Origin of the sequence: Wocania arenilitoris, from assembly GCF_021728535.1 — a bacterium.
In the GTDB taxonomy this organism is placed as follows: Bacteria; Bacteroidota; Bacteroidia; order Flavobacteriales; family Flavobacteriaceae; genus Wocania_A; species Wocania_A arenilitoris.
Genome location: NZ_JAKKDU010000003.1, coordinates 82,999 through 103,356, shown reverse-complemented (window position 1 = coordinate 103,356; position 20,358 = coordinate 82,999). Strand labels below are relative to the sequence as shown.

The following is a 20,358-nucleotide window of genomic DNA, read 5'->3' as shown; positions in this document are numbered from 1 at the left end:
TTCTGGTGTTATGGCAAACCAACGCGTTGGCGAAATGTTGCCTTTTGATTATGGTTTACAAAACTAAATACTATTTCAAACTAGAAAAAACAAACTTCATTTCTGTGGCTATTTGCAAACTTCTTTCAAAATAGGCCTCGGTTTGTTGAGGTGTTCCGTCAGATTTTTTTGGATCTCCGTAAGTTATAGCTATGCGCTTATCACATCCTGAAACCATTGGACAAGCTTCGTCTGCAGATGAGCAAGTCATTATCGCTGCAAAGTCTGACGACGGATTAAAATCAGAACCAAATTCCTTTGAAAATGCAATTACTCCAGGTTCGTTTTCAGAAAATTTAATATTGTAAATAGGGTTGTTTCCATCTGATAATTTTAAAATTTGAAATCCTTGATTGATTAACGTTTCACCTACTTTAGGAAACATGGCAGTAGCTTCTGTTCCTCCAGAATAACATGACACATTATTAACATTATAGTACGCTGCCATAGTTTGAGCCCAAACTTGAGACAAGTGGCTGCGGCGTGAATTATGTGTACAAATAAAGTTTAAGCGTATTGGGTTATTTGCTTTAATTTTGTCTTTTAAATAACCTGTAAGAGGATTAAGTATTACTTGTCTTTCTTTAGAAATTAAAGCTACATCTAAAGACTCAATTGTTTTAGATATAGCTTCAAATAATGATTTATTACTCATACACTTTTTAATTAACAACAATTCCCATCTGGTGAACAACAAGGTTCATCGTTTGCTAAAACTAGCTCCTTTTCATCTGATATGCCACAGGTGCTTTTAGCTTTACAATCTGTTTTTTCGATGGCTAATTTAACAATTAAATCGTTGCCTCTTATTTCAAAATCGTTAACAAATAATTGTGCGGTATTAAATGTAGTATTGCTATATTCAAACTTTACCTCAGCATCTAAAGTATATGGTTTCATTTTACCAACTTTTTTAAGAATTGCCATGGCTTTATAAACCGACATGTATTCGGTTTTTCCAATTTCGTTTGGACTTTCCCAAAGCTGAATAATAGTTTCTTTCCACGCATCAGTTTGCGATCCACAATCAACCGAATCTATAGTAACATGTTTAACTTCGGTTATATGATAATTAGCTCCGACGAATTGATTTGGAGCATATTCGAATAATAAAGATTTGTCTTTATTTTGTTCTAAAAGATTAAATAATTCTTGTGTTTTCATAATTTTTATTTTGATATTAATACTCTAAATTGGATTCCCACCTTCACGGGAATGACAACAAAACCAACTAGCAGCAGTTTGATTTTGTATTATTAAAAAACGTGTTTAATTGATTTTGCAAATCAGTCCATCGCTCCACATTAATGCAATAACACATGCTTTTTCCTTCTACTTCACCATGTAATAAACCTATACTCTTTAGTTCTTTTAAATGTTGAGAAATGGTGGCTTGTGCTAAACCAATTTCTTCAACCAAATCATTACAAATAGAGGCATTTTGATTAGATATATATTGTAAAATAGCCACGCGAGCTGGATGACCCAACACTTTAAAAAACTGAGCAAGATCGTTTTGATGTTCTGTAAATATTTGTGATTTTGTAATTCCCATAAATTATATTTTAATATTGCAATATTACGATGTTAAATTGAATTAAAAAAGCCAAAATGAATATACTTTGACTTTTTATAGTTTCATTGCTTTGTTAAAGCGTAAATTTATTTAGATTTCCGTTAAAACGGGAATGACATGTTCAACGGAAACCTCTATAAAAAATCGAGGAATTACTTTTCAATTAAAACCAAGGTTTTTTTCCAACTTGATAGGTGTTATAAAACTCCTCATCAGACTTAGTTAGGTATATTATTCCTTCAATAAGGCCTACTATTCCAGCTAAACTTGCTCCAATCCCACAGGTAATAAACCCTAAAACTAATGTTATTACTAAAAGAATAATTCCTTCTTTGTTGTATCCTAAAATGAATTTATGTATTCCTAATGAACCTAATAATATTGCTAAAACTCCTGCTAAAACTTTTTTGTTCTCACCAGAAGCAAAAGTTTCTTTGGCACTTTCTGCAAATTCTGAAGCTGTTTCTTTAGCTTCCTCTGCAAATTCTTTAGCTTTCTCTTTAGCTTCTTCTGCAAATTCTCCTGCTTTATCGGCAGCTTTTTTTGCTCCTTCTTTAGCATCACCTAACATATCGTTTAGGTCATCGCTTAAATTTTTGTTATTGTCAGACATTTTGTGTTGTAATTTAGGTTAGACTATAAAGTTAATAAAATATTTATTAATAACTCCTTAAACTATAGGTATGTAAAATAACATATTTGTTACAATTTTAGGTATACTATCTAAATAACATAACCACGCCACCAAGTGCTGTAACAATTAAAATGAACCGTCTGTAATTTACATTAGAAATTAGCTTAACAATATAAGCTCCTAGAAAAAATCCTATAAAAACTACTGGCACTAATACTGAATTTAAGATTAAAGTATGGGTGGTTACTGTTTTCCAGACAAGAAAATGAAAAGGTAATTTAAACACATTTATAATAAAAAACAACCATGCTGCTGTACCAATAAATTCATTTTTAGGCAATCTTGTTGCTAAAAAATAAATGTTTGAAATTGGCCCTGCCAAATTACCTACCATGGTTGTAAAACCAGCCAAAAATCCTGCGCTACTGGAAAAGAATTTGTTATTTGGAATAGCTGTTGATTGTCTCTTTTCGGTATAGAACATAACGAGTACAGATACTATTATGATGACGGCCATTATTCTTTTAAAAAGTATTTCTGAAACATCATTACCAATCCAAACTCCTATTAAAACACCTATTACCATCCAAGGTAGTAGTTTTTTAATGTATCTCCATTGTGTATGCCTATTATAATATATTACTGCCAAAATATCTGCTGCTATAAGCATAGGTAGTAAAATACCTGTTGATGCTTTTTCACCAAAAACAAAGGCCAAAATGATAACAATAATAATGCCTATGCCTTTTACACCAGCTTTGGAAACACCCAACAAAAAAACTGCAAAACAAATTGCAGTCCATTGGAATATAGATAAATTATAAGATTGTAAAATTTCTAAATAAGACAATAAAAATTTATATTAATTTTTAGAAACAGTGAATTTACAAAAAAGGGTTGTCTATTGGTTCCAAAAGTTCAATTTTATTGCTATCATCATCTAAAATCCAACCAGACTTTCCATATTCAAACTCCTGTATTTCGCCAACAATAGTTACACCTTCTTTTTTTAAAACTCATAATAACGCCTCTAAATTCTATACATAAAGTTTTTTTGAGGGCTCATAATAGTCAGTTTTTTCAGAAAAGGAACTCCATTGTGTGGAGCAATCATTTCCTGTTTTATCTTTCTGCCAAAAGGTGCATCTGTAATCATCTGTATTAAAACCTAGATGTTTTTTATACTACCTTTGGTTTAGCTTGGGTTTTTTGTTTTAAAAAACAACCTTACAATTCCTGTTACTCGATTTTTCATTTTTTTACTATTTTTAATCGCATTTTCATAAATCTCAATCTATTCTTTAGCACTTATTTTTGCAGTTAATTCAAAGGTTAAAATGTTTTGCGCAAACACCCCTTGAAAAAGACCAAATTAATGCATTGTTCTTTTTCATAATTAAATAATTCATTTTAATATCGTCAGCAAAAACTATAACCACAAAGTTTCATAAAATGCTTTCTATTTATTTAAGTCTTTTACACTTAAGCTTGCAGAAAATGCTCCTAATTTCCTTGTTTCTGATATCTTTTATTTATGAAAAGGCCGAGTCCTAAAAAAATAATAGCTATAGCTGCCATCATGTATTCAATTTGCAAATCGACACTTATTAAAGTGTACTTGCCAAATCAAAATAATAGTAATAATGCTAAAATGAGTAATGAAAAAACTAAAATGGTTTTCTTCATTAAAGAAAGTTAACAAAATTTTGCTTTAATTTTATCTACAATAGTTTGAGCTAATTTTGCTTTACTTTCAATGGTCCAACCAGCAACATGTGGAGATAATAAAACATTTTCTGCTTTTATTAAATAATTAAAAGCTTTTGGCATTGTTGAAGAAAAAAGGTTTTCAAATGATGCTTTTTCGTATTCTAAAACATCCAAACCAGCTCCTAAAATTTTTCCAGATTGCAATGCAGAAACTAAATCTTTAGTCACCACACTTCTACCACGTGCTGTATTAATTAACCAAAATGGTTTTGTAAATTGATTTATAAATTCCGTATTAATCATATTTAAGGTTAAACGTGTTTGGGGTGTATGTAAGCTTAAAACATCTGTGTGATGCCATAATTCTTGTATTGACACTTGTTTCGCATTTTCATCTCCAACATTATCTTTAATATCATAACATAGTACCTCGACATCAAACCCTCGAAGTTTTCTAGCAAAGGCCTTACCCATATTGCCATAACCAATAAGTCCAACCGTTTTCCCTTCAAGCTCAATACCTCTATTTTCTTCACGTAACCACTTACCTTCTCTTACTTCTTTATCGGCCTTATTTAAATTGTTGAATAAAGATAAAAGCATTCCTAAAGCATGTTCGCCAACTGCATTTTTGTTGCCTTCTGGGGCAGAGATTAAATAAACACCTTTACTTTCGGCATAATCACAATCTATGTTTTCTAAACCTGCACCTACACGACCAATAAATTTTAAGTTAGTAGCAGCATTCAAAAATGGTTTATCGATTGTAAAACGACTTCTTATTATTAGCCCATCGTAATTATGAATTACAGACTCAATATCTTGTTTTGAAGATTTGTAATCTTGATCATTTATAAAACCAAAATCGTTGAGTTGATTTATTAATAATTCGTGATTTGTATCGAGGTGAAGGATTTTCATTTTAAAAATATTATGAGATACTAAAACAATCCTGAAAAGCTTTCGGGACAGTAAAACGAGAATTTAAATTCCTAAAATCATTTTAGAAATCCAAAAATAGAGTAAAATCCCCAAAATATCATTACTAGTTGTAATAAACGGTCCTGTAGCGATTGCTGGATCAATACCGCGTTTATCTAAAAATAATGGCACAAATGTACCTATTAAACCTGCTACTATAATTACAGCAACTAACGATACAGAAATTGCTAATGCCAAATCGATTTTTGATTCGTATATCCACACAAAAAAGAAAAGAAAAACAGCTAAAATAATACCATTAAGTGTTGCTAAAAGCATTTCTTTAATAAGCCTACTATTAACACTCCCTTTAACATCGTCGTTTGCTAAACCTTGTACAATAATCGCACTAGATTGAACACCAACATTACCTGCCATTGCAGCAATTAATGGCGTAAAAAAGAATATTTTAAAAGCGTCTCCTGTGAAAGATTCTTCAAAACCTCCCATAATTAGAAATGCTCCAACACCACCTATAAGTCCTAAAAAAAGCCAAGGTATACGTGCTCTTGTAAGCTCTAAAATACTATCATCGGCCTCAACATCTTGTGTAATACCTGCTGCTAATTGATAATCTTTATCGGCTTCTTCTTTTAATACATCTACAATATCGTCAATGGTAATTCTTCCTAATAGTGTTTGATTATCATCTACTACAGGTATAGCTTCTAAATCATATTTAGCCATAACTTTTGCAACATCTTCGGCATCGTCATATACATTAACAGAATCTACATTAACCTTTACTAAGTCTGAAATTTTTTGCTCGCTTTTCGCTACAATTAAATCTTTTAAAGATAAACGACCGATAAGTTTTTCTTCTTTATCTACCACATAAATAGAATGTACGCGCGTTACTTCTTTAGCTTGACCACGAATTCTACGCATACAACCAGCAACTGTCCAAGTTTCGTAAACTTTAACCAGCTCTTTTGCCATGAGACCACCAGCCGTATCTTCATCATAAGCTAAAAGTTCTGTGATTTCTGCTTTGTGTTCTTCGTCTTCAATCTGAGAAATAACGGCCTCTTGTCGTTCTTCTGAAAGTTCAGAAATAATATCTGCAGCGTCATCGGTATCTAACTCTTCAACTTCTTCTGCAATTTCTTTGGCCGATAAATTTTTTAATACTTTTTCTCGATTATCTTCATCGAGTTCCATTAAGATATCTGAAGTAGTTTCTGAATCTAACAACTTAATAACATACACCGCCTCTTCTAGATTTAATTCATCTAGAATTTCGGCTATATCGGCATAATGAAACTCGTTAAGCAGTTTGCGAAGCTCCTTATCTTCATTCGTTTCAATAAGGTGCTCTACTTGCTCAACAAGTTCTTTTGTTAGCTCGAATTGTATGTTTTCTTTCTCTTCAGACATGAGGTTTCTCGTCGTTGCACTCTGTCGAAATGACAAAAAGTTATTTAGTCTTTAGCATCATTTTCAATTAATTGTGTAAGCTCAATAAAAGCTTCAACACTTAATTGTTCCGGACGTTTGCCAAATATAACATTTGCTTTTAAATTATCAGATAAATTGAAGGTTTTTAAACTATTACGAAGTGTTTTTCTGCGTTGCTGAAAAGCTGTTTTTACCACTTTAAACAATAATTTTTCATCGCAGAGCAACGTGTAGTTTTCTTTTCTTGTGAGCCTTAAAACACCTGAATCTACTTTTGGAGGCGGATTAAAAACTGATGGTGGTACTGTAAATAAATACTCTGCATTGTAAAAGGCTTGTGCTAAAACAGAAAGAATGCCATAGACTTTTGAGCCTTCTTTTGAGCAGATGCGTTGCGCTACCTCTTTTTGAAACATTCCAGAAAACTCTGGAATTTGATTGCGCATTTCTAAAGCTTTAAAAACGATTTGAGTTGAAATATTATAAGGAAAATTACCAATAATAGCAAAAGATTCACCTTTAAAAATGTGATTTAAATCATACTTTAAAAAATCTTTTTCTATAATTCTAGGTGCAAGATTTAAGTAGTTAGCTTGCAGATATTCTACCGATTCTGTATCAATCTCAATAACGAAAGTTTCAATATTTTTTTTAAGTAAATACTTGGTTAACACACCCATTCCTGGACCAATTTCTAAAACATTTTTATAACCTTTTAATCCTATTGTATTGGCAATTTTTTGTGCGACAGATTCATCTTTTAAAAAATGTTGCCCTAGGTACTTTTTAGCTTTTACTTGATGTTGATTTGTTTTGTATACCACAAATTTATGAGTGTTTAGATAAAGTAAGATAAGATAATAAAATGGATTCTTGCCTTAGCAGGAATAACAAAGTTATTTAAAACTCACCGCATATTCGTCTATAATTTGTAGTTCGGTTCTAAAGGCCAACATTTTATCTGCGAATTTTTTTAGGCCTTCAGTTCGTAATTTTTCTGCGTCTTCTCTATAATACGCATCTAAAGCTTGGCGTGAATACGAATGGTATTGAACGGAATAGGTTTGCCCGCCCATATCTTCTTCAACCAAAACCTTGGTTAGTGTTGCTTTTTCAAATTTACCTGTGCTCAATACTTGCGGAATATGCTCCTTAATCCATAGCAACCATTCATCGTGAATGCTTTCGTCTATATTTACGGTTACGTTGTATATATACATAGTTTAAAAATTCTAAAAAAAATTAATACCCAAATTCCAAAAACTGCTCAATAAGTTAATAGCGCTATTTAGAATTTATTTTTTTATAAATCTTTTGCAAATAACAGGAGTTCTTTGTCTTCATCAAAGGAATTTACCGTTTTTTCAAAAACTAAACCCGAAACCCTTATAACTTTTAATGGCTTTATCTTGCAAGTATATTTCGGCAATTGGGTAAATTTGTTAATAGCAAAAAGAAAGATGCATCAAATAAGGGTGAATTTTGAAATTAATAAGCACTCTATTTTGGCTATCATCATTTAAAATTTCAAAGTTGGATGTTTTTTTGTCTTTATTTTTTATGATTTAAATATTGGTGTTTATTTAATTTATAGCATCGCCTCTTAATGTTCGATACTTTTTTCTTGCTTCAACAAAATAGATACTGTCTACATGATTAAAAATAATTTGCTCATACAATGCTTTTGCTTTTTCTGGATCATTTAGCTGATTTACACATATATTAGCTAATTTATAGTAAGCATCATCAACCAAAATACCATCTCTGTAATTTGCTATTATCAATTCGTAATTAGCTTGCGCTTTTTCAAATTGTGCGTTTTCTTCAAACAATTGTGCTTGTTTAAATAAAGCTTGGGCAATTATGGGTTGGGTTTTATGATTTTCTAAAATGGTATTTAAAAGAGAAATGGCTCCATTATCTTTATTTTGAAACGCTAATAAATCTGCTTTAGCATAAAGCTTTAATGCTGTTTGTAGGGAGTCTTCATACTTATTATCGGTAATTAATAATTTTAAATGGAGCGCATCATTAGCAATAAGTTGCGATGTAGATGCTTTTAAAATTTTAAGCTGCGATTCTGCCCATTTAAAGTCCCCTTTATAATAACTTGTTTTTGCAACTTTATAACGTGCTTCTTGCGAAATCGTACTGTTTTTTAAACTGCGCTGTATTTGTGTGTAATAAATTAAGGCTTTATTAAATTTTTCTTGAAGTACTAAAATATCTCCTAGTTCCAATTTAACTTCTGCCTTTTCAAATTCGGTTAAAGGTAGTTTTAAAGTGTCTTCTAAAAAATCAATAGCGTCATCTGTTTTGTTTTTATAAAAGGCTAAAAAATGAGCATAAGCCACTTGCAGTTTTAGTGTTTGAGGGAATATTCCAAACGCCTTAAATAACTCTAAATATTTATTATTTATAGACTCATAATTTTCAACCGAACTTGTTTTAGTTTCAAGTTGTAAAAGATTATAATGGGCATATAGCTGTGTTTCTAAATCTTGTGCTGTATCAATTAAAAACGTATATATTTCTTTAGCTATTTCATTTTTGTTTTCATTAACTGCAATATTTGCCAGCTCTTCAATTCTATTTAAACTTTCTGGTTGCCTGTTAAAAATAGCCTTTTCTTGTATAAATGATTTTTTAAAATCTTTTTGTTGAATAAATAACCAGCTCAACATCTCATTCCAAAGTAAATTAGGTTCTTGCTGGATTTTTCTTAACAATACTTTTTTGAATAAAATGTTATTTTCATTGGCACTATTTTCACTTATAAAATCATTAATACGTCGCTTAATATTGTTTAATTGTACAGGGTTTTTCTCGGCAAACTCAATATAGCTATCAAACATTTTTTCAACATCTCCTTGCTCACCATATATTACAGCCAATTGAAATTTAAAATTCAATTCAGGTTTTAAAATCATGGCTTTTTCATAAACCATAATCGTTTTATTCAATAAATTATGATCTTGAAAACTTCGCGCAACAGAAAAGGCATTATTAACATTTTCATCTAAACTATTTATGGCTTTTTGGTAGTATAAATTAGCATTTACTAAATCGTTTTTAAGGTGGTAATTATACCCTAACTCGACAAAAAAAGCTGGATATTTAATACGATTTATTACCCTTAAAAGAAATTCTTCGGCTTCATTATACTGCTCTAATTGTTGGTGTGTCGTAACAATTTGATTTATATAAATGGGGTTTGAAGGTGATTTTTTATAAAGCAGTTTATACTCATAAAGTGCTTTTTTAAAATCTCCTTTATTAAAATATTCCTTTGCCAAGGCATCATCTTGCGAAAACAGACTTGTACAAAAAAACAAACATGAAATAAAAATAATCCTCATTATGTAAATATAACAAATGTGCTTATTAGAAATTGTAAATATTATTATAAAAAATGCCCGAATAAAATTCGGGCACTAACCAACCAACAATACCTTTTCTATTAACATCTGTTAAATTAAAAACAATATTATACAAGATTGGGGACAGTCTTAAAATTCTCAAAATATGAGAATGACTATTTTAAGAAAGCTTAATTTTATAAGCAAATACTTATTTATTCACTACTGCAGCAGTAGCATTATTTTCTGTTTTTGATATTTCGAAATCTGAAAACAACACTTTACCAGCAACTAAAACTAATGCAATTAAAAGGACTAAGCGCTTAATATTTTTCATAGATAGGTTAAGTTTACTTGTTTGGTTGGAGCTAACTTCTAAAATATATTTTGATTTGCAAAAGAAATGAATACAAAATCGTTAAACAGCGGGATTTAAACGCATTTAATCGATAAAATTTAATCAATAAGTTTTATTTTGTAAGATTTTATTTCTTTTTAAGCATTCGATTTTTATCGATTTAAATTACAAAAACTAATGTTTCTTCAGAAAATATTTAATTACAAAAATTGAATCTAAATTTTAATCAATAATTGAAAACCCTGTGTAAGATTGTAATACTTCTGGAATTACTACGCCATCTTTAGTTTGGTAATTTTCTAAAATTCCAGCAAGTACTCTTGGTAAAGCTAAAGCACTTCCGTTTAATGTGTGGGCTAATTCGTTTTTGCCATTACTATTTTTAAAACGTAGTTTTAAACGATTAGCTTGAAAGGTTTCAAAATTAGAAACGGATGATATTTCTAACCAACGGTCTTGCGCAGTTGAAAATACTTCAAAATCATATGTTAATGCCGATGTAAAACCTAAATCGCCACCACAAAGTCTTAAAATTCTGTATGGTAATTTTAATTCTTGTAAAATAGTTTTTACATGATTTACCATACCATCTAAAGCTTCATAAGATTTTGTTGGATGTTCTACACGTAAAATCTCAACTTTATCAAATTGGTGCAATCGATTTAATCCTCTAACGTGTGCGCCGTAACTTCCAGCTTCTCGACGAAAACATGGTGTATAGCCTGTAATGCTAACGGGCAATTCGCTTTCACTTAAAACAACATCTCTAAAAATGTTTGTTCCTGGCACTTCGGCTGTTGGTATTAAGTATAAGTTATCCTCGGTAACATGATACATTTGTCCTTCTTTATCTGGTAATTGCCCTGTACCAAAACCCGAAGCTTCGTTTACCAAATGGGGTAATTGATATTCGGTATAACCAGCTGCAGTGTTTTTATCTAAAAAATAAGCAATTAAAGCACGTTGTAATCTTGCGCCTTTACCTTTATATACGGGAAATCCAGCACCCGTAATTTTATTACCGAGTTCAAAATCTATAATATCGTATTTTTTTGCAAGCTCCCAATGTGGCAATGCATCGTTATGTAACACTGGTATATCGCCTTCTTTAAAAACTTCTTCGTTATCTTCATCGGTATTACCAGAAGGAACAATTTTATTTGGCACATTTGGTATCTTGTACAAAAGTTCATTTAGTGCCTCAACTTTATTATTTAGCGATTCATTAAGTGATTTAGATTTTTCTTTTAATTGGCTAGTTTTTTCTTTTAAAACACTAGCTTTTTGGGCTTCGCCAGATTTATATAAGTTCCCTATTTCTTTTGATAATGAATTAGATTCGGCTAGCGTATTATCTAGTTCTGATTGCAATTTTTTTCTATCTTCATCAAAAGCAATAACCTCATCAATCATTTTTGTTGCATCAATATTTCTTTTTGCTAATCGTTCAATTACCAAATCTTTATTTTTTCTTATAAAAGGGACTTGTAACATGAGTAAAAAATTTAAGCGACAAAAGTACATGATTTTTTTCATTTTTATGTTTCCGAAAAACTCAAATGAAATAAAATTATGTACTAATAAAGTGGTTCCTGAAGTGAAACTAAATTTTGTGTTTTATATAAAACAAAATTTAATTCTTACTGAAGAAATTTAATGAATTACAGATATAAACTCTTTATTTAGATGGTAAAATCCATTGGTTGTGCTTAAAATAATTCCATGAGACATTGGCTAAATCTATATTTGGATTAATGAGCTGTCTATATGGTTTTCCGTTAACACTAATATTACAATTTACATAAACTGAAACGTCTTGACCTTCTTTTTTAAATTGTTCTTTTAATTTTTGAGCAAATTGCCAAATTACATCTGGTTTTGTGCTCACTGAATGTTTTTGCTTTTCTGTTAAATAACCATCTAAATTAACAATATGGCTTTCGCTATTTTTATTATTTTTAACGGTGTAAGTTATTACTCCGCCTTTAATTCTAAGCATCATGCGCCACGATAGTCTGTGGCCTTCTTCAGTCCAAAGCACATTATCTTCTATAAAATGATGACGTAATGGTAATGCGATTTGTACTAAAAAATAAATTGAAAATAATACGATTAATGGTGTTTTATATTTTGGAATAATGACTTTATCCGAATCATAAAAAACCTTCTTTTTTAAAAATAATTGTTGAATGGTTTTTGGGTTGAAAAAAAACAACGTAAAAGCTAACGCCAAATATGGAAAAATACCAATTTGAAAAACCACAGAATTAAACAAATGAAAGAAAATAGCTGCTATTAACGCCCATTTTCTAGTGGATTTAAATAGTAATAACGGAATGATTAAACCATCAAACACAATACCGCCGTAAGCTAAAATATAATGCACCCCTTTTTGTTGAAGTAACTCGCCAACTAACATATAATTTTGCTTGCCTTTCATCATTAGTTCAATCACCGAAGTGTTTAACCAATCTGGGTATAATTTGGCAACCGATGCGTAGGTATAAACAATTAATAGCTGAAGCACAAAAACCCATTTACACCATTGAGGCATAGCATAACTTTTAATATTTGGGTTTTGTTTAGTATCAATTGAAGCATAAGTGTTTGCTGGCATAAAAACCATAATACTACTTATTAACATTAATAAATAATAATGATTGTTATACGACGATTTTTGCATTAAATAGGTTGCAGACCATAAAAGTGTGAAGCTTATAATGCTAAATCTGTATTTGTAACCTAGCATAATGCCAAGACCAAATATGCCCATAACTGTGTAGTAAAAATACATACCACTACTAGGCAATGGTTGCAGCCACTCAAATCCTATGAAAGAAAAGGTAAATTGGGCATCTATAAAAACATGCTTAACCCAACCTGTGAAAATGGCTCCAACAGATTCTAAAAAACAAAGTAATCCAAAAAAAATTCTAAAAACTATTAAAGCAGAATTGTCAATATGTTTAAATAGCCATTTATTTAGCATGATGCTTTGCAATGTATGCTTGTGCGGTTTCTTGGTCTTTTGCTAATTGATTTTTTAACGCTTCAATAGAGTCGAATTTTTGCTCATCACGAATACGTTCATGTAAATCTATTTGAATCGTTTTATTATAAATATCTTTATTAAAATTAAAAAAATGAACCTCGATACTTTCAGTATTTCCATCAACAGTTGGGTTAATACCAATGTTTAGCATGCCATACACTTTTTTGTTATTAATAATAGAACTCACAATATAAGATCCATATTTTGGTATAAGCTTGTAGTCTTCTTCAACTTTAATATTTGCAGTCGGGAAACTTAATTGTCTACCTAATCCTTTTCCTTTAGTTACAATTCCAGTAATCATAAAATTATACCCCAAATACATATTAGCCTTAGCGATATCGCCTTCATTTAAAGCATTTCTTATTTTGGTAGAGCTTACTGCAACATCGTTAATATCTTGAGCCGAAATTTCTTCAACCTCAAAATTATATTCATTTCCAAAACGTTTTAAATCTTCAATATTAGCGTTTCGGTTTCTGCCAAATCTATGGTCGTAACCAATAATTACTTTTTTTACATTTAACCTATCAACTAAAATTTGTTTAACAAAATCTTCGGCTGAAAGTCTAGAAAATTCTTTGGTAAATTTTTTAATTAGCAAGTAATCTAAACCTAATGCGTCTAATATGGCATAACGTTCATTAATAGTATTAATAAGTTTAATTGAAGATTCTTTTTGCAACACCATGCGTGGGTGTGGAAAAAAAGTAAGAATTACAGATTTTAATCCTTCTAATTTCCCAGCATTAATTAAGCGTTTAACAATTTTTTGATGCCCAATATGTACACCATCAAAAGTACCAATTGTTACAACTGTTGGTTGATTATTTAGAGTGTTAAAATTACGCCTTGTTTTCAAGCTTTTTATTTTACACAAAATTAGTTATAATGAAACTTAAAACAAACCTTAAAGCGTTATTGTAAGCTAAATATATAATCTATTCTATTTATAATTTGTGGGACTTCTTCAATTTTAAAATTTAATTGAATCCGAAAACTATTTTCATCCACTTTAGTTATTGATAATTTGCCTTTATTAATTTTATAATAACCCGTTTGTCCTTTACAATAACACCACCTTGCAAAAAAGAGTTTTTTATTTTTTAAATCTTCTGTTTTAATCTCAGGGTTACTTTTATCTATTTCAATAAAAATTTCTTCCCTATAACCACTGTCTTGATGATTACTGTTTCCTAGCTTCTTATATTCAAATTTCAACACAGATTCATCGCCATTTATTACTTCTGGATAAATACTTCCTAGATTATCGGTATTAATTTGTAGGATTTTATTTTCGATTGTTTCAAGTAAACATCTACCATCTTTAGGGCACTCCATATTTAAAACTTCCTTTGTTACAGCTGACTCTATCTTACTTTTAGCTTTGCATGACAGCAAACAAATTATCAAAAAAAATACATAAAAATACCTCATAAACAAATATATGTTATTTTAAAATAGCAGCATATTTTTTGTAATTGTTACATTAACAGAGTACTTTTAGCAAGCTAAGAAAAATGTAAATCTTAATTGTTATGAGAATTTTTACCCCAAAAAACAATTTATGTCTGCTATTATTTTCATTATTTCTAACAACCGTTTTTGCTCAAAATAAAGAAGTTTGGTCAAAGGTTTCTAAAAAAGAAGCTATTCAAGGCAAAAAAATGTTACGAAAAACAGAGCCTTCAAAATCTGTTTATTATCAATTAAATATTAATGAGTTAAAGAACAGTTTAAATACAGTTTCAAAGAGTTCATTAGGTAAAAATATAGCTACACAAATTATTAAGTTTCCAAATAGTGAAGGTGAATTAGATGAATTTGAAGTGAAAGAGTCATCAATATTAGAGCCAGCTTATCAAGAAAAGCATCCAGAAATACGAACTTATGTTGGGCAGAACATTAAAAACCCTTCGTCTACTATTAGTTTTAGTATTACTCCTCAAGGGCTACATGCTATGACATTATCTTCTAAAACTGGCACACAATTTATTGATCCTTATTCAGAAAACAACACTTATATAGTTTATGATAAAGGAGATCTTCCAGCCTTAAAAAAAGAATTTATATGTCTTGTTCCTGATGAGTTTACTACGTCTAGAGAAACAAGTAAAAATTCAAAATTACAAAGAAATGTTAATGATAGTAAATTACGAACATTCAGACTAGCTTTAGCTTCAACTATAGAATATTCTCAGTTTCATTGGCAAGCAGCTGGTTTATCAGCTGGAGATACGGAAGCAGCTAAAAAAGCTGCTGTATTAAGTGCAATGATTGTAACAATGAATCGTGTAAATACTATTTTTCAAAGAGATTTAGCGATTAAAATGGTATTGGTTGATAATACTAATATCATTTTTATTAATTCTGATAATTTTACTAATAATGATGCAGACTTATTAATTGATGAAAGCCAAGTAGAAATTGATGCTGCTGCTGCATCAACGCCTTTTACTTATGATATTGGGCATACCTTTAGCACTGGAGGTGGTGGTTTAGCCTCATTAAACTCTCCTTGTGTAGCTGCAAGAAAAGCTAAGGGAATTACTGGATTACCAAATCCAGTTGGCGATGCGTATGATATTGATTTTGTAGCTCATGAAATAGGACATCAATTTGGAGCACCTCATACATTTAATGGTGATGCAGGAAATTGTGCTGGTGGAAACAGAACTGCAAGTAATGCCTACGAACCAGGTAGCGGAACAACTATTATGGCTTATGCAGGTATTTGTACTCCGCAAAATGTACAGAATCAATGTGACGCTTATTTTCATCAAAAAAGTATTCAAATGATTTGGGATAATATTACAACTGGATTAAGTACTTGTGGCACAGAAACTAGTGTAACAAATAATGCTCCAACAGCAAATGCTGGACCTGACTATACTATCCCTGTATCAACAGCTTTTAAACTTGTAGGAAGTTCAACTGACCCGGATGGTACTTCTGGGCATACCTATACTTGGGAACAATATGATTTAGGTTCTGCTGGATTACCGCAAGAGAATAATACTACTGGCCCTTTAGTGCGCTCATTTGAAGGTACAACTAACCCTGTTAGAAATATTCCAATGTTTGCTGATTATGTTGCGGCTGGAGGATCTACAACTTGGGAAAAAATACCATCAGTTAATAGAACTATGACTTTTGCACTAACTGTTAGAGATAATGATGTGATGGGTACAAATGGAGCAGGACAAACTGCTGTTGATTTTGTTGACATCATTGTAAATAGTACAGACCCTTTTAAAGTGATAAACCCTGTCTCTTGGACTCAAGGAACAAATCAAACCATAGAATGGGTTGTTGGACAAACATCAAACGGGACTATAAATTGCCAAACTGTTAATATTAAATTATCTACTGATGGCGGTGTTGGGTTTACCACAATTGCTTCAAATGTACCAAATAATGGTTCGTATGTTTATGCTGTTCCTCCTGGATTAACAGATACTACAAATGCTAGAATATTAATTGAAGCTGCTGATAATATTTTTTATGATATTTCTGATTTTAATTTTTTAATTTCTAGTGATCCAGATTTTTTTATGATTAATGAGACATTAACCCCAATAACATGTAAAGAAACAACAGCTACATTTACTTTTAATTATGAAGCGGTAAACGGATTTTCTGAAACCACTACATTTAGTGCTACTGGAAATCCTGGAGCTTCAATAGTAAATTTTTCTCCTACTAACAGAACAAGTTCGGGACCAGTAACTATGACAATATCTAACCTTGATGCTGTACCCGTAAACAACTATATTATCAATATAATTGGAACACCAACTGTATCTCCTGCTAAAAACAAAAATGTGCCTTTTCCATTCTTTAATGATTCCTGCATTTCTGTTGCCAATACAGAATATGAAACTAGTACAACTTTAGTGCTGTTTAATACCATCAATCAATCATCTGGAAAACCATCTGGCTATACTGATAACACATCAATCTCGACAGATTTAAACAGAAACAGTTCTTACGACATAACAATTAATGCGAATACTGATGGTGATTATACAACAGCGACTAAAGTTTGGATTGATTGGAATCAAAACTGTAGTTTTGATGATGCTGGGGAAGAATATGATTTAGGTGATACTAATAACACTTCTAATGGCATTACAGGTGGCTCTCCACGATCTATTACAGTTCCCGTTAATGCTGTTTTAGGCAATACGATTATGAGAGTTTCAACTAAATATAAAGGCGATGGTTTACCTACTGCTTGCGATAACGGTTTTGATGGAGAAGTTGAAGACTATACTATTAACGTACAAGCCTCATTATCAGTTGAAGAATTTGGTTTTGATAATTTTGCTGTATTTCCAAACCCAAATAAAGGGGAGTTTACTATAAAACTGAATAGCTCGTTGTCTAGAGATGTTAATGTGGAAGTTTTTGATTTAAGAGGACGAACTATTTATAAAAACAGATACAAAGACGCTGGTGATTTTAATGAAAGATTAACGTTAATCAATGTGCAATCTGGAATGTACATTTTAAATGTAAGTGATGGATTGCGAAGATCTACAAAAAAAATAATTGTTGAATAAATTAAAGAGGCTGTCTGAAAAGGTTGTCTTTTTTACTGTTTTCTGATTTGCAACGGTCTTTTTTTAGACGACCTCTTTTTTTGTAATTATAATACTTTTACAACATTTCTACTTTACCAGTGTGCAAATTATATACGCCACCAACTATAGCTATTTCACCACTATCTTCCATTTCTTTTAAAATTGGACTCTTTTCGCGAATACGATCAATAGTAAGTTTTACATTATTCTCAACAGTCTTTGCTACAAATGCATTATTTGATGAGTTAGCCTCACCTTCTACTTCTTCTGAAGATTGATGAACGGCTGGCATAATATTACTTAATAAGTGCGTAATATTACCCAATTCTACACCATCACAAGCTGCTTTTACAGCGCCACAAGCTTCGTGACCTAAAACTAATACTAATTTACTGCCAGCTACTTTACATGAGTACTCTAAGCTTCCTAATATATCTGCATTCTCAAAGTTTCCTGCTACACGAGCTACAAAAATATCACCAATAGCTTGATCTAAAACTGTTTCTACTGGTACTCTTGAATCTATACAAGATAATACAACTGCTTTAGGAAATTGCCCACCAGTTGTTTGATTTACCAATGCCGAATTATCAACTGCTTGCGTATTGTTGTTTGTAAATCTTTTATTCCCTTCTAATAAATCTTCCAAAACTGCTGTTGGAGTTAGTACTGATTGTGCTTCTTTATTTAATGCAATGTTTTTCATTTTTTCTAATTTTTTAAATATTAATTTTTACTATTTAATAACTCTAATTATTATCTTCTATATTTTGTTTTACCCATTGTAAACAATCGTTAAAAGATTCAAAAATATGTTCTCTAGGTATAAAATCTGGAATAATATCTATACGTTCCATCATATATCTCGGTTGTTTTAATAACCCAACAAATAGAACTTCAACGTCATTCTTCTTTAAATCTAGTAATATATCTTCAACGGCATAAAGCCCAGATTGGTCCATATATTGCATTCTATCCAACCTCAATATTACGGTTCTAGCTGTATTGGGAATTTGAGCAGCTAATTGTTGAAAATCACTAGTTGAACCAAAAAACAAAGGCCCTTTTATATGTTTTATAAAAACTTCTTCTTTTAAGTTGTCAGGGAAATCAACCTCATCTGCCCAAGCTTTTTCTTTTAAAGATTCTACATCGCTTCTTTCGGCAGTTAAATCACCGATTTTTTTCATGAACATTAAGGATGCAATTACCAATCCAATTCCTACGGCATAAACTAAATTCCAAAATGTTGAAAGCAATAGTACTATTAACATTATTAGTACTTCCGAGCTTAATTTTAATGGTCCTAATTTTAGGTCTTTCGGTAAACTTGGTATCGCTCTTAATCCTTTATAATCCATAACACCAATACCTACAGTAATTAAAATGCCAGCTAAAACAGCTGCCGGAATTTGTGAAGCAATTGGACCAAGTCCTAACAAAATTATAAACAATAAAACCCCAGCAATCATACCAGATAGTTTTGTTTTTCCTCCAGAAGTTATATTTACAACTGTTCTAATGGTAGCCCCTGCTCCTGGAATACCACCAAAGACTGCTGCAATACTGTTACCAATTCCCTGCCCAACTAACTCCTTATTAGGCTTATGTTTAGTTTTAGTCATATTATCAGCAACCACACTTGTAAGCAATGAGTCAATGGCTCCTAATAGTGCTAATGTTAATGCTGTAAATATATAAGGTGTTATGCTACTTAATTTAAAAGCTGTAAATATTTCCAAATTTGGTATAGGGAGTCCGCTAGGAATTTCTTCAATTGGTCTATAATTTAAACCAAACCCAACAGCTATTCCAGACATAACTATTAATGCCACCAGTGTACTTGGAACAGCCTTAGTTATGCGTTTAAAACCGTATATTATAAAAATAGTTCCTAAGGCTAATAGTAATTCTAACCAATTAATATTTTGAATTGCTCTAGGAAAAGCTTTAATAGCTCCTAATGCACCTGATGCTTCTTTTGCTGCAAGAGTTTGTGATTCTTTTAAAATAGCATCTTGGGAAACTTCACCAGCTCTAGCAATAGTTTCTTTAAAATCTTCAAGGACCAAAATACCTTCGCCAGCTTCTTCTTTTAAAATATTTTCAAGAATTACTTCTTCTGCTTGGGGTTTAAATTGATTTACAAACTCCATATCTTCCTTTGGATAATATCCTAGTGAAGGTAAAATTTGTGTAAGTAATATAATAACTCCAATTGCTGTCATAAATCCAGAAACTACGGGGTAGGGAATATATCTTATGTATTTACCTAAGCCCATTATTCCTAAGCCTATTTGCATTAGGCCAGCAAGCAGAAAAACAGTTAAAATAACTGGTAATGCCTTGTTTACATCGCCATCATTGGCTGCTACTATACCTGCAATAACAACCATACTTACAGCCGTCATTGGAGCAGTAGGGCCAGAAATTTGCGTACTTGTACCGCCAAAAAGGGCAGCAAAAAAACTTATAAAAATAGCGCCATATAATCCAGCTGTTGGTCCTAATCCAGAGGATACTCCAAAGGCTAATGCTAATGGTAATGCAACAATTCCTGCTGTAATACCCCCAAAAGCATCTCCTTTAATGTTAGAGAATAACTTATTCATCATAGTCTGTATTTAATTAATACTAAAAAGTAAACGATTAAGATAGTACTTTT

General features: G+C 31.2%; 18 protein-coding genes and 1 pseudogene. 1 reads left to right on the top strand and 18 read right to left on the bottom strand.

Annotated features, from left to right (window positions below; all coding sequences use genetic code 11):
* Window positions 1-70 precede the first annotated feature (70 nt).
* The 16 genes and pseudogenes from L3X37_RS03140 to L3X37_RS03070 form a co-directional block, all read right to left on the bottom strand.
* Window positions 71-694 (bottom strand): arsenate-mycothiol transferase ArsC, encoded by a 624-nt coding sequence (locus L3X37_RS03140; RefSeq protein WP_237238720.1) that lies wholly within the window; start codon window positions 692-694, stop codon window positions 71-73.
* A gap of 11 nt (window positions 695-705) precedes the next feature.
* Complete coding sequence (locus tag L3X37_RS03135; protein ID WP_237238719.1) at window positions 706-1,203, bottom strand: DUF6428 family protein; 498 nt, start codon at window positions 1,201-1,203, stop codon at window positions 706-708.
* 67 nt (window positions 1,204-1,270) lie between these two features.
* Window positions 1,271-1,594, bottom strand: a complete 324-nt coding sequence (locus L3X37_RS03130; RefSeq protein ID WP_237238718.1) for an ArsR/SmtB family transcription factor — start codon at window positions 1,592-1,594, stop codon at window positions 1,271-1,273.
* 184 nt (window positions 1,595-1,778) lie between these two features.
* Window positions 1,779-2,228 (bottom strand): TM2 domain-containing protein, encoded by a 450-nt coding sequence (locus L3X37_RS03125; protein ID WP_237238717.1) that lies wholly within the window; start codon window positions 2,226-2,228, stop codon window positions 1,779-1,781.
* Window positions 2,229-2,334: 106 nt separating this feature from the next.
* Window positions 2,335-3,099 carry a sulfite exporter TauE/SafE family protein gene (locus tag L3X37_RS03120; protein ID WP_237238716.1) on the bottom strand — a complete coding sequence of 255 codons (765 nt, stop codon included), beginning with the start codon at window positions 3,097-3,099 and terminating at the stop codon, window positions 2,335-2,337.
* A 34-nt stretch (window positions 3,100-3,133) separates the two neighbouring features.
* A pseudogene (locus L3X37_RS03115) lies at window positions 3,134-3,504 on the bottom strand (VOC family protein).
* Window positions 3,505-3,944: 440 nt separating this feature from the next.
* Entirely contained in the window at window positions 3,945-4,880 is a 936-nt protein-coding gene (locus tag L3X37_RS03110; RefSeq protein ID WP_237238715.1) for a 2-hydroxyacid dehydrogenase, read from the bottom strand.
* Window positions 4,881-4,943: 63 nt separating this feature from the next.
* Window positions 4,944-6,317, bottom strand: a complete 1,374-nt coding sequence (mgtE, locus tag L3X37_RS03105; protein WP_237238714.1) for a magnesium transporter — start codon at window positions 6,315-6,317, stop codon at window positions 4,944-4,946.
* 44 nt (window positions 6,318-6,361) lie between these two features.
* On the bottom strand, window positions 6,362-7,162 hold the full coding sequence (gene rsmA, locus L3X37_RS03100) for a 16S rRNA (adenine(1518)-N(6)/adenine(1519)-N(6))-dimethyltransferase RsmA (RefSeq protein WP_237238713.1): 801 nt from the start codon (window positions 7,160-7,162) through the stop codon (window positions 6,362-6,364).
* Between the two features lie 72 nt (window positions 7,163-7,234).
* Entirely contained in the window at window positions 7,235-7,558 is a 324-nt protein-coding gene (locus tag L3X37_RS03095) for a DUF4286 family protein (RefSeq protein ID WP_237238712.1), read from the bottom strand.
* A 363-nt stretch (window positions 7,559-7,921) separates the two neighbouring features.
* Complete coding sequence (locus L3X37_RS03090) at window positions 7,922-9,697, bottom strand: tetratricopeptide repeat protein (protein ID WP_237238711.1); 1,776 nt, start codon at window positions 9,695-9,697, stop codon at window positions 7,922-7,924.
* Between the two features lie 211 nt (window positions 9,698-9,908).
* Window positions 9,909-10,034: a hypothetical protein gene (locus tag L3X37_RS15220; RefSeq protein WP_262910775.1), complete on the bottom strand. Its 126-nt coding sequence runs from the start codon at window positions 10,032-10,034 to the stop codon at window positions 9,909-9,911.
* Window positions 10,035-10,277: 243 nt separating this feature from the next.
* Window positions 10,278-11,549 carry a serine--tRNA ligase gene (gene serS / locus L3X37_RS03085; RefSeq protein ID WP_237238710.1) on the bottom strand — a complete coding sequence of 424 codons (1,272 nt, stop codon included), beginning with the start codon at window positions 11,547-11,549 and terminating at the stop codon, window positions 10,278-10,280.
* 184 nt (window positions 11,550-11,733) lie between these two features.
* On the bottom strand, window positions 11,734-13,044 hold the full coding sequence (locus L3X37_RS03080; RefSeq protein WP_237238709.1) for an HTTM domain-containing protein: 1,311 nt from the start codon (window positions 13,042-13,044) through the stop codon (window positions 11,734-11,736).
* Window positions 13,034-13,969, bottom strand: coding sequence for a bifunctional riboflavin kinase/FAD synthetase (locus L3X37_RS03075; protein WP_237238708.1), 936 nt, complete (start codon window positions 13,967-13,969; stop codon window positions 13,034-13,036). The genes L3X37_RS03080 and L3X37_RS03075 overlap by 11 nt, the downstream gene beginning before the upstream one ends.
* 56 nt (window positions 13,970-14,025) lie before the next feature.
* Entirely contained in the window at window positions 14,026-14,448 is a 423-nt protein-coding gene (locus L3X37_RS03070; protein WP_237238707.1) for a hypothetical protein, read from the bottom strand.
* 197 nt (window positions 14,449-14,645) lie between these two features.
* Here L3X37_RS03070 and L3X37_RS03065 point away from each other — a divergent pair, with 197 nt between their 5' ends.
* Entirely contained in the window at window positions 14,646-17,672 is a 3,027-nt protein-coding gene (locus L3X37_RS03065) for a reprolysin-like metallopeptidase (protein ID WP_237238706.1), read from the top strand.
* 97 nt (window positions 17,673-17,769) lie between these two features.
* On the opposite strand, the gene L3X37_RS03060 is transcribed toward L3X37_RS03065, so the two are convergent.
* Together L3X37_RS03060 and L3X37_RS03055 are read right to left on the bottom strand one after the other, a co-directional pair.
* Complete coding sequence (locus tag L3X37_RS03060; RefSeq protein WP_237238705.1) at window positions 17,770-18,399, bottom strand: carbonic anhydrase family protein; 630 nt, start codon at window positions 18,397-18,399, stop codon at window positions 17,770-17,772.
* 43 nt (window positions 18,400-18,442) lie between these two features.
* The gene (locus L3X37_RS03055) at window positions 18,443-20,305 is read right to left on the bottom strand and encodes a SulP family inorganic anion transporter (RefSeq protein ID WP_237238860.1); all 1,863 of its coding nucleotides are present in this window, start codon (window positions 20,303-20,305) and stop codon (window positions 18,443-18,445) included.
* Window positions 20,306-20,358: the final 53 nt, after the last annotated feature.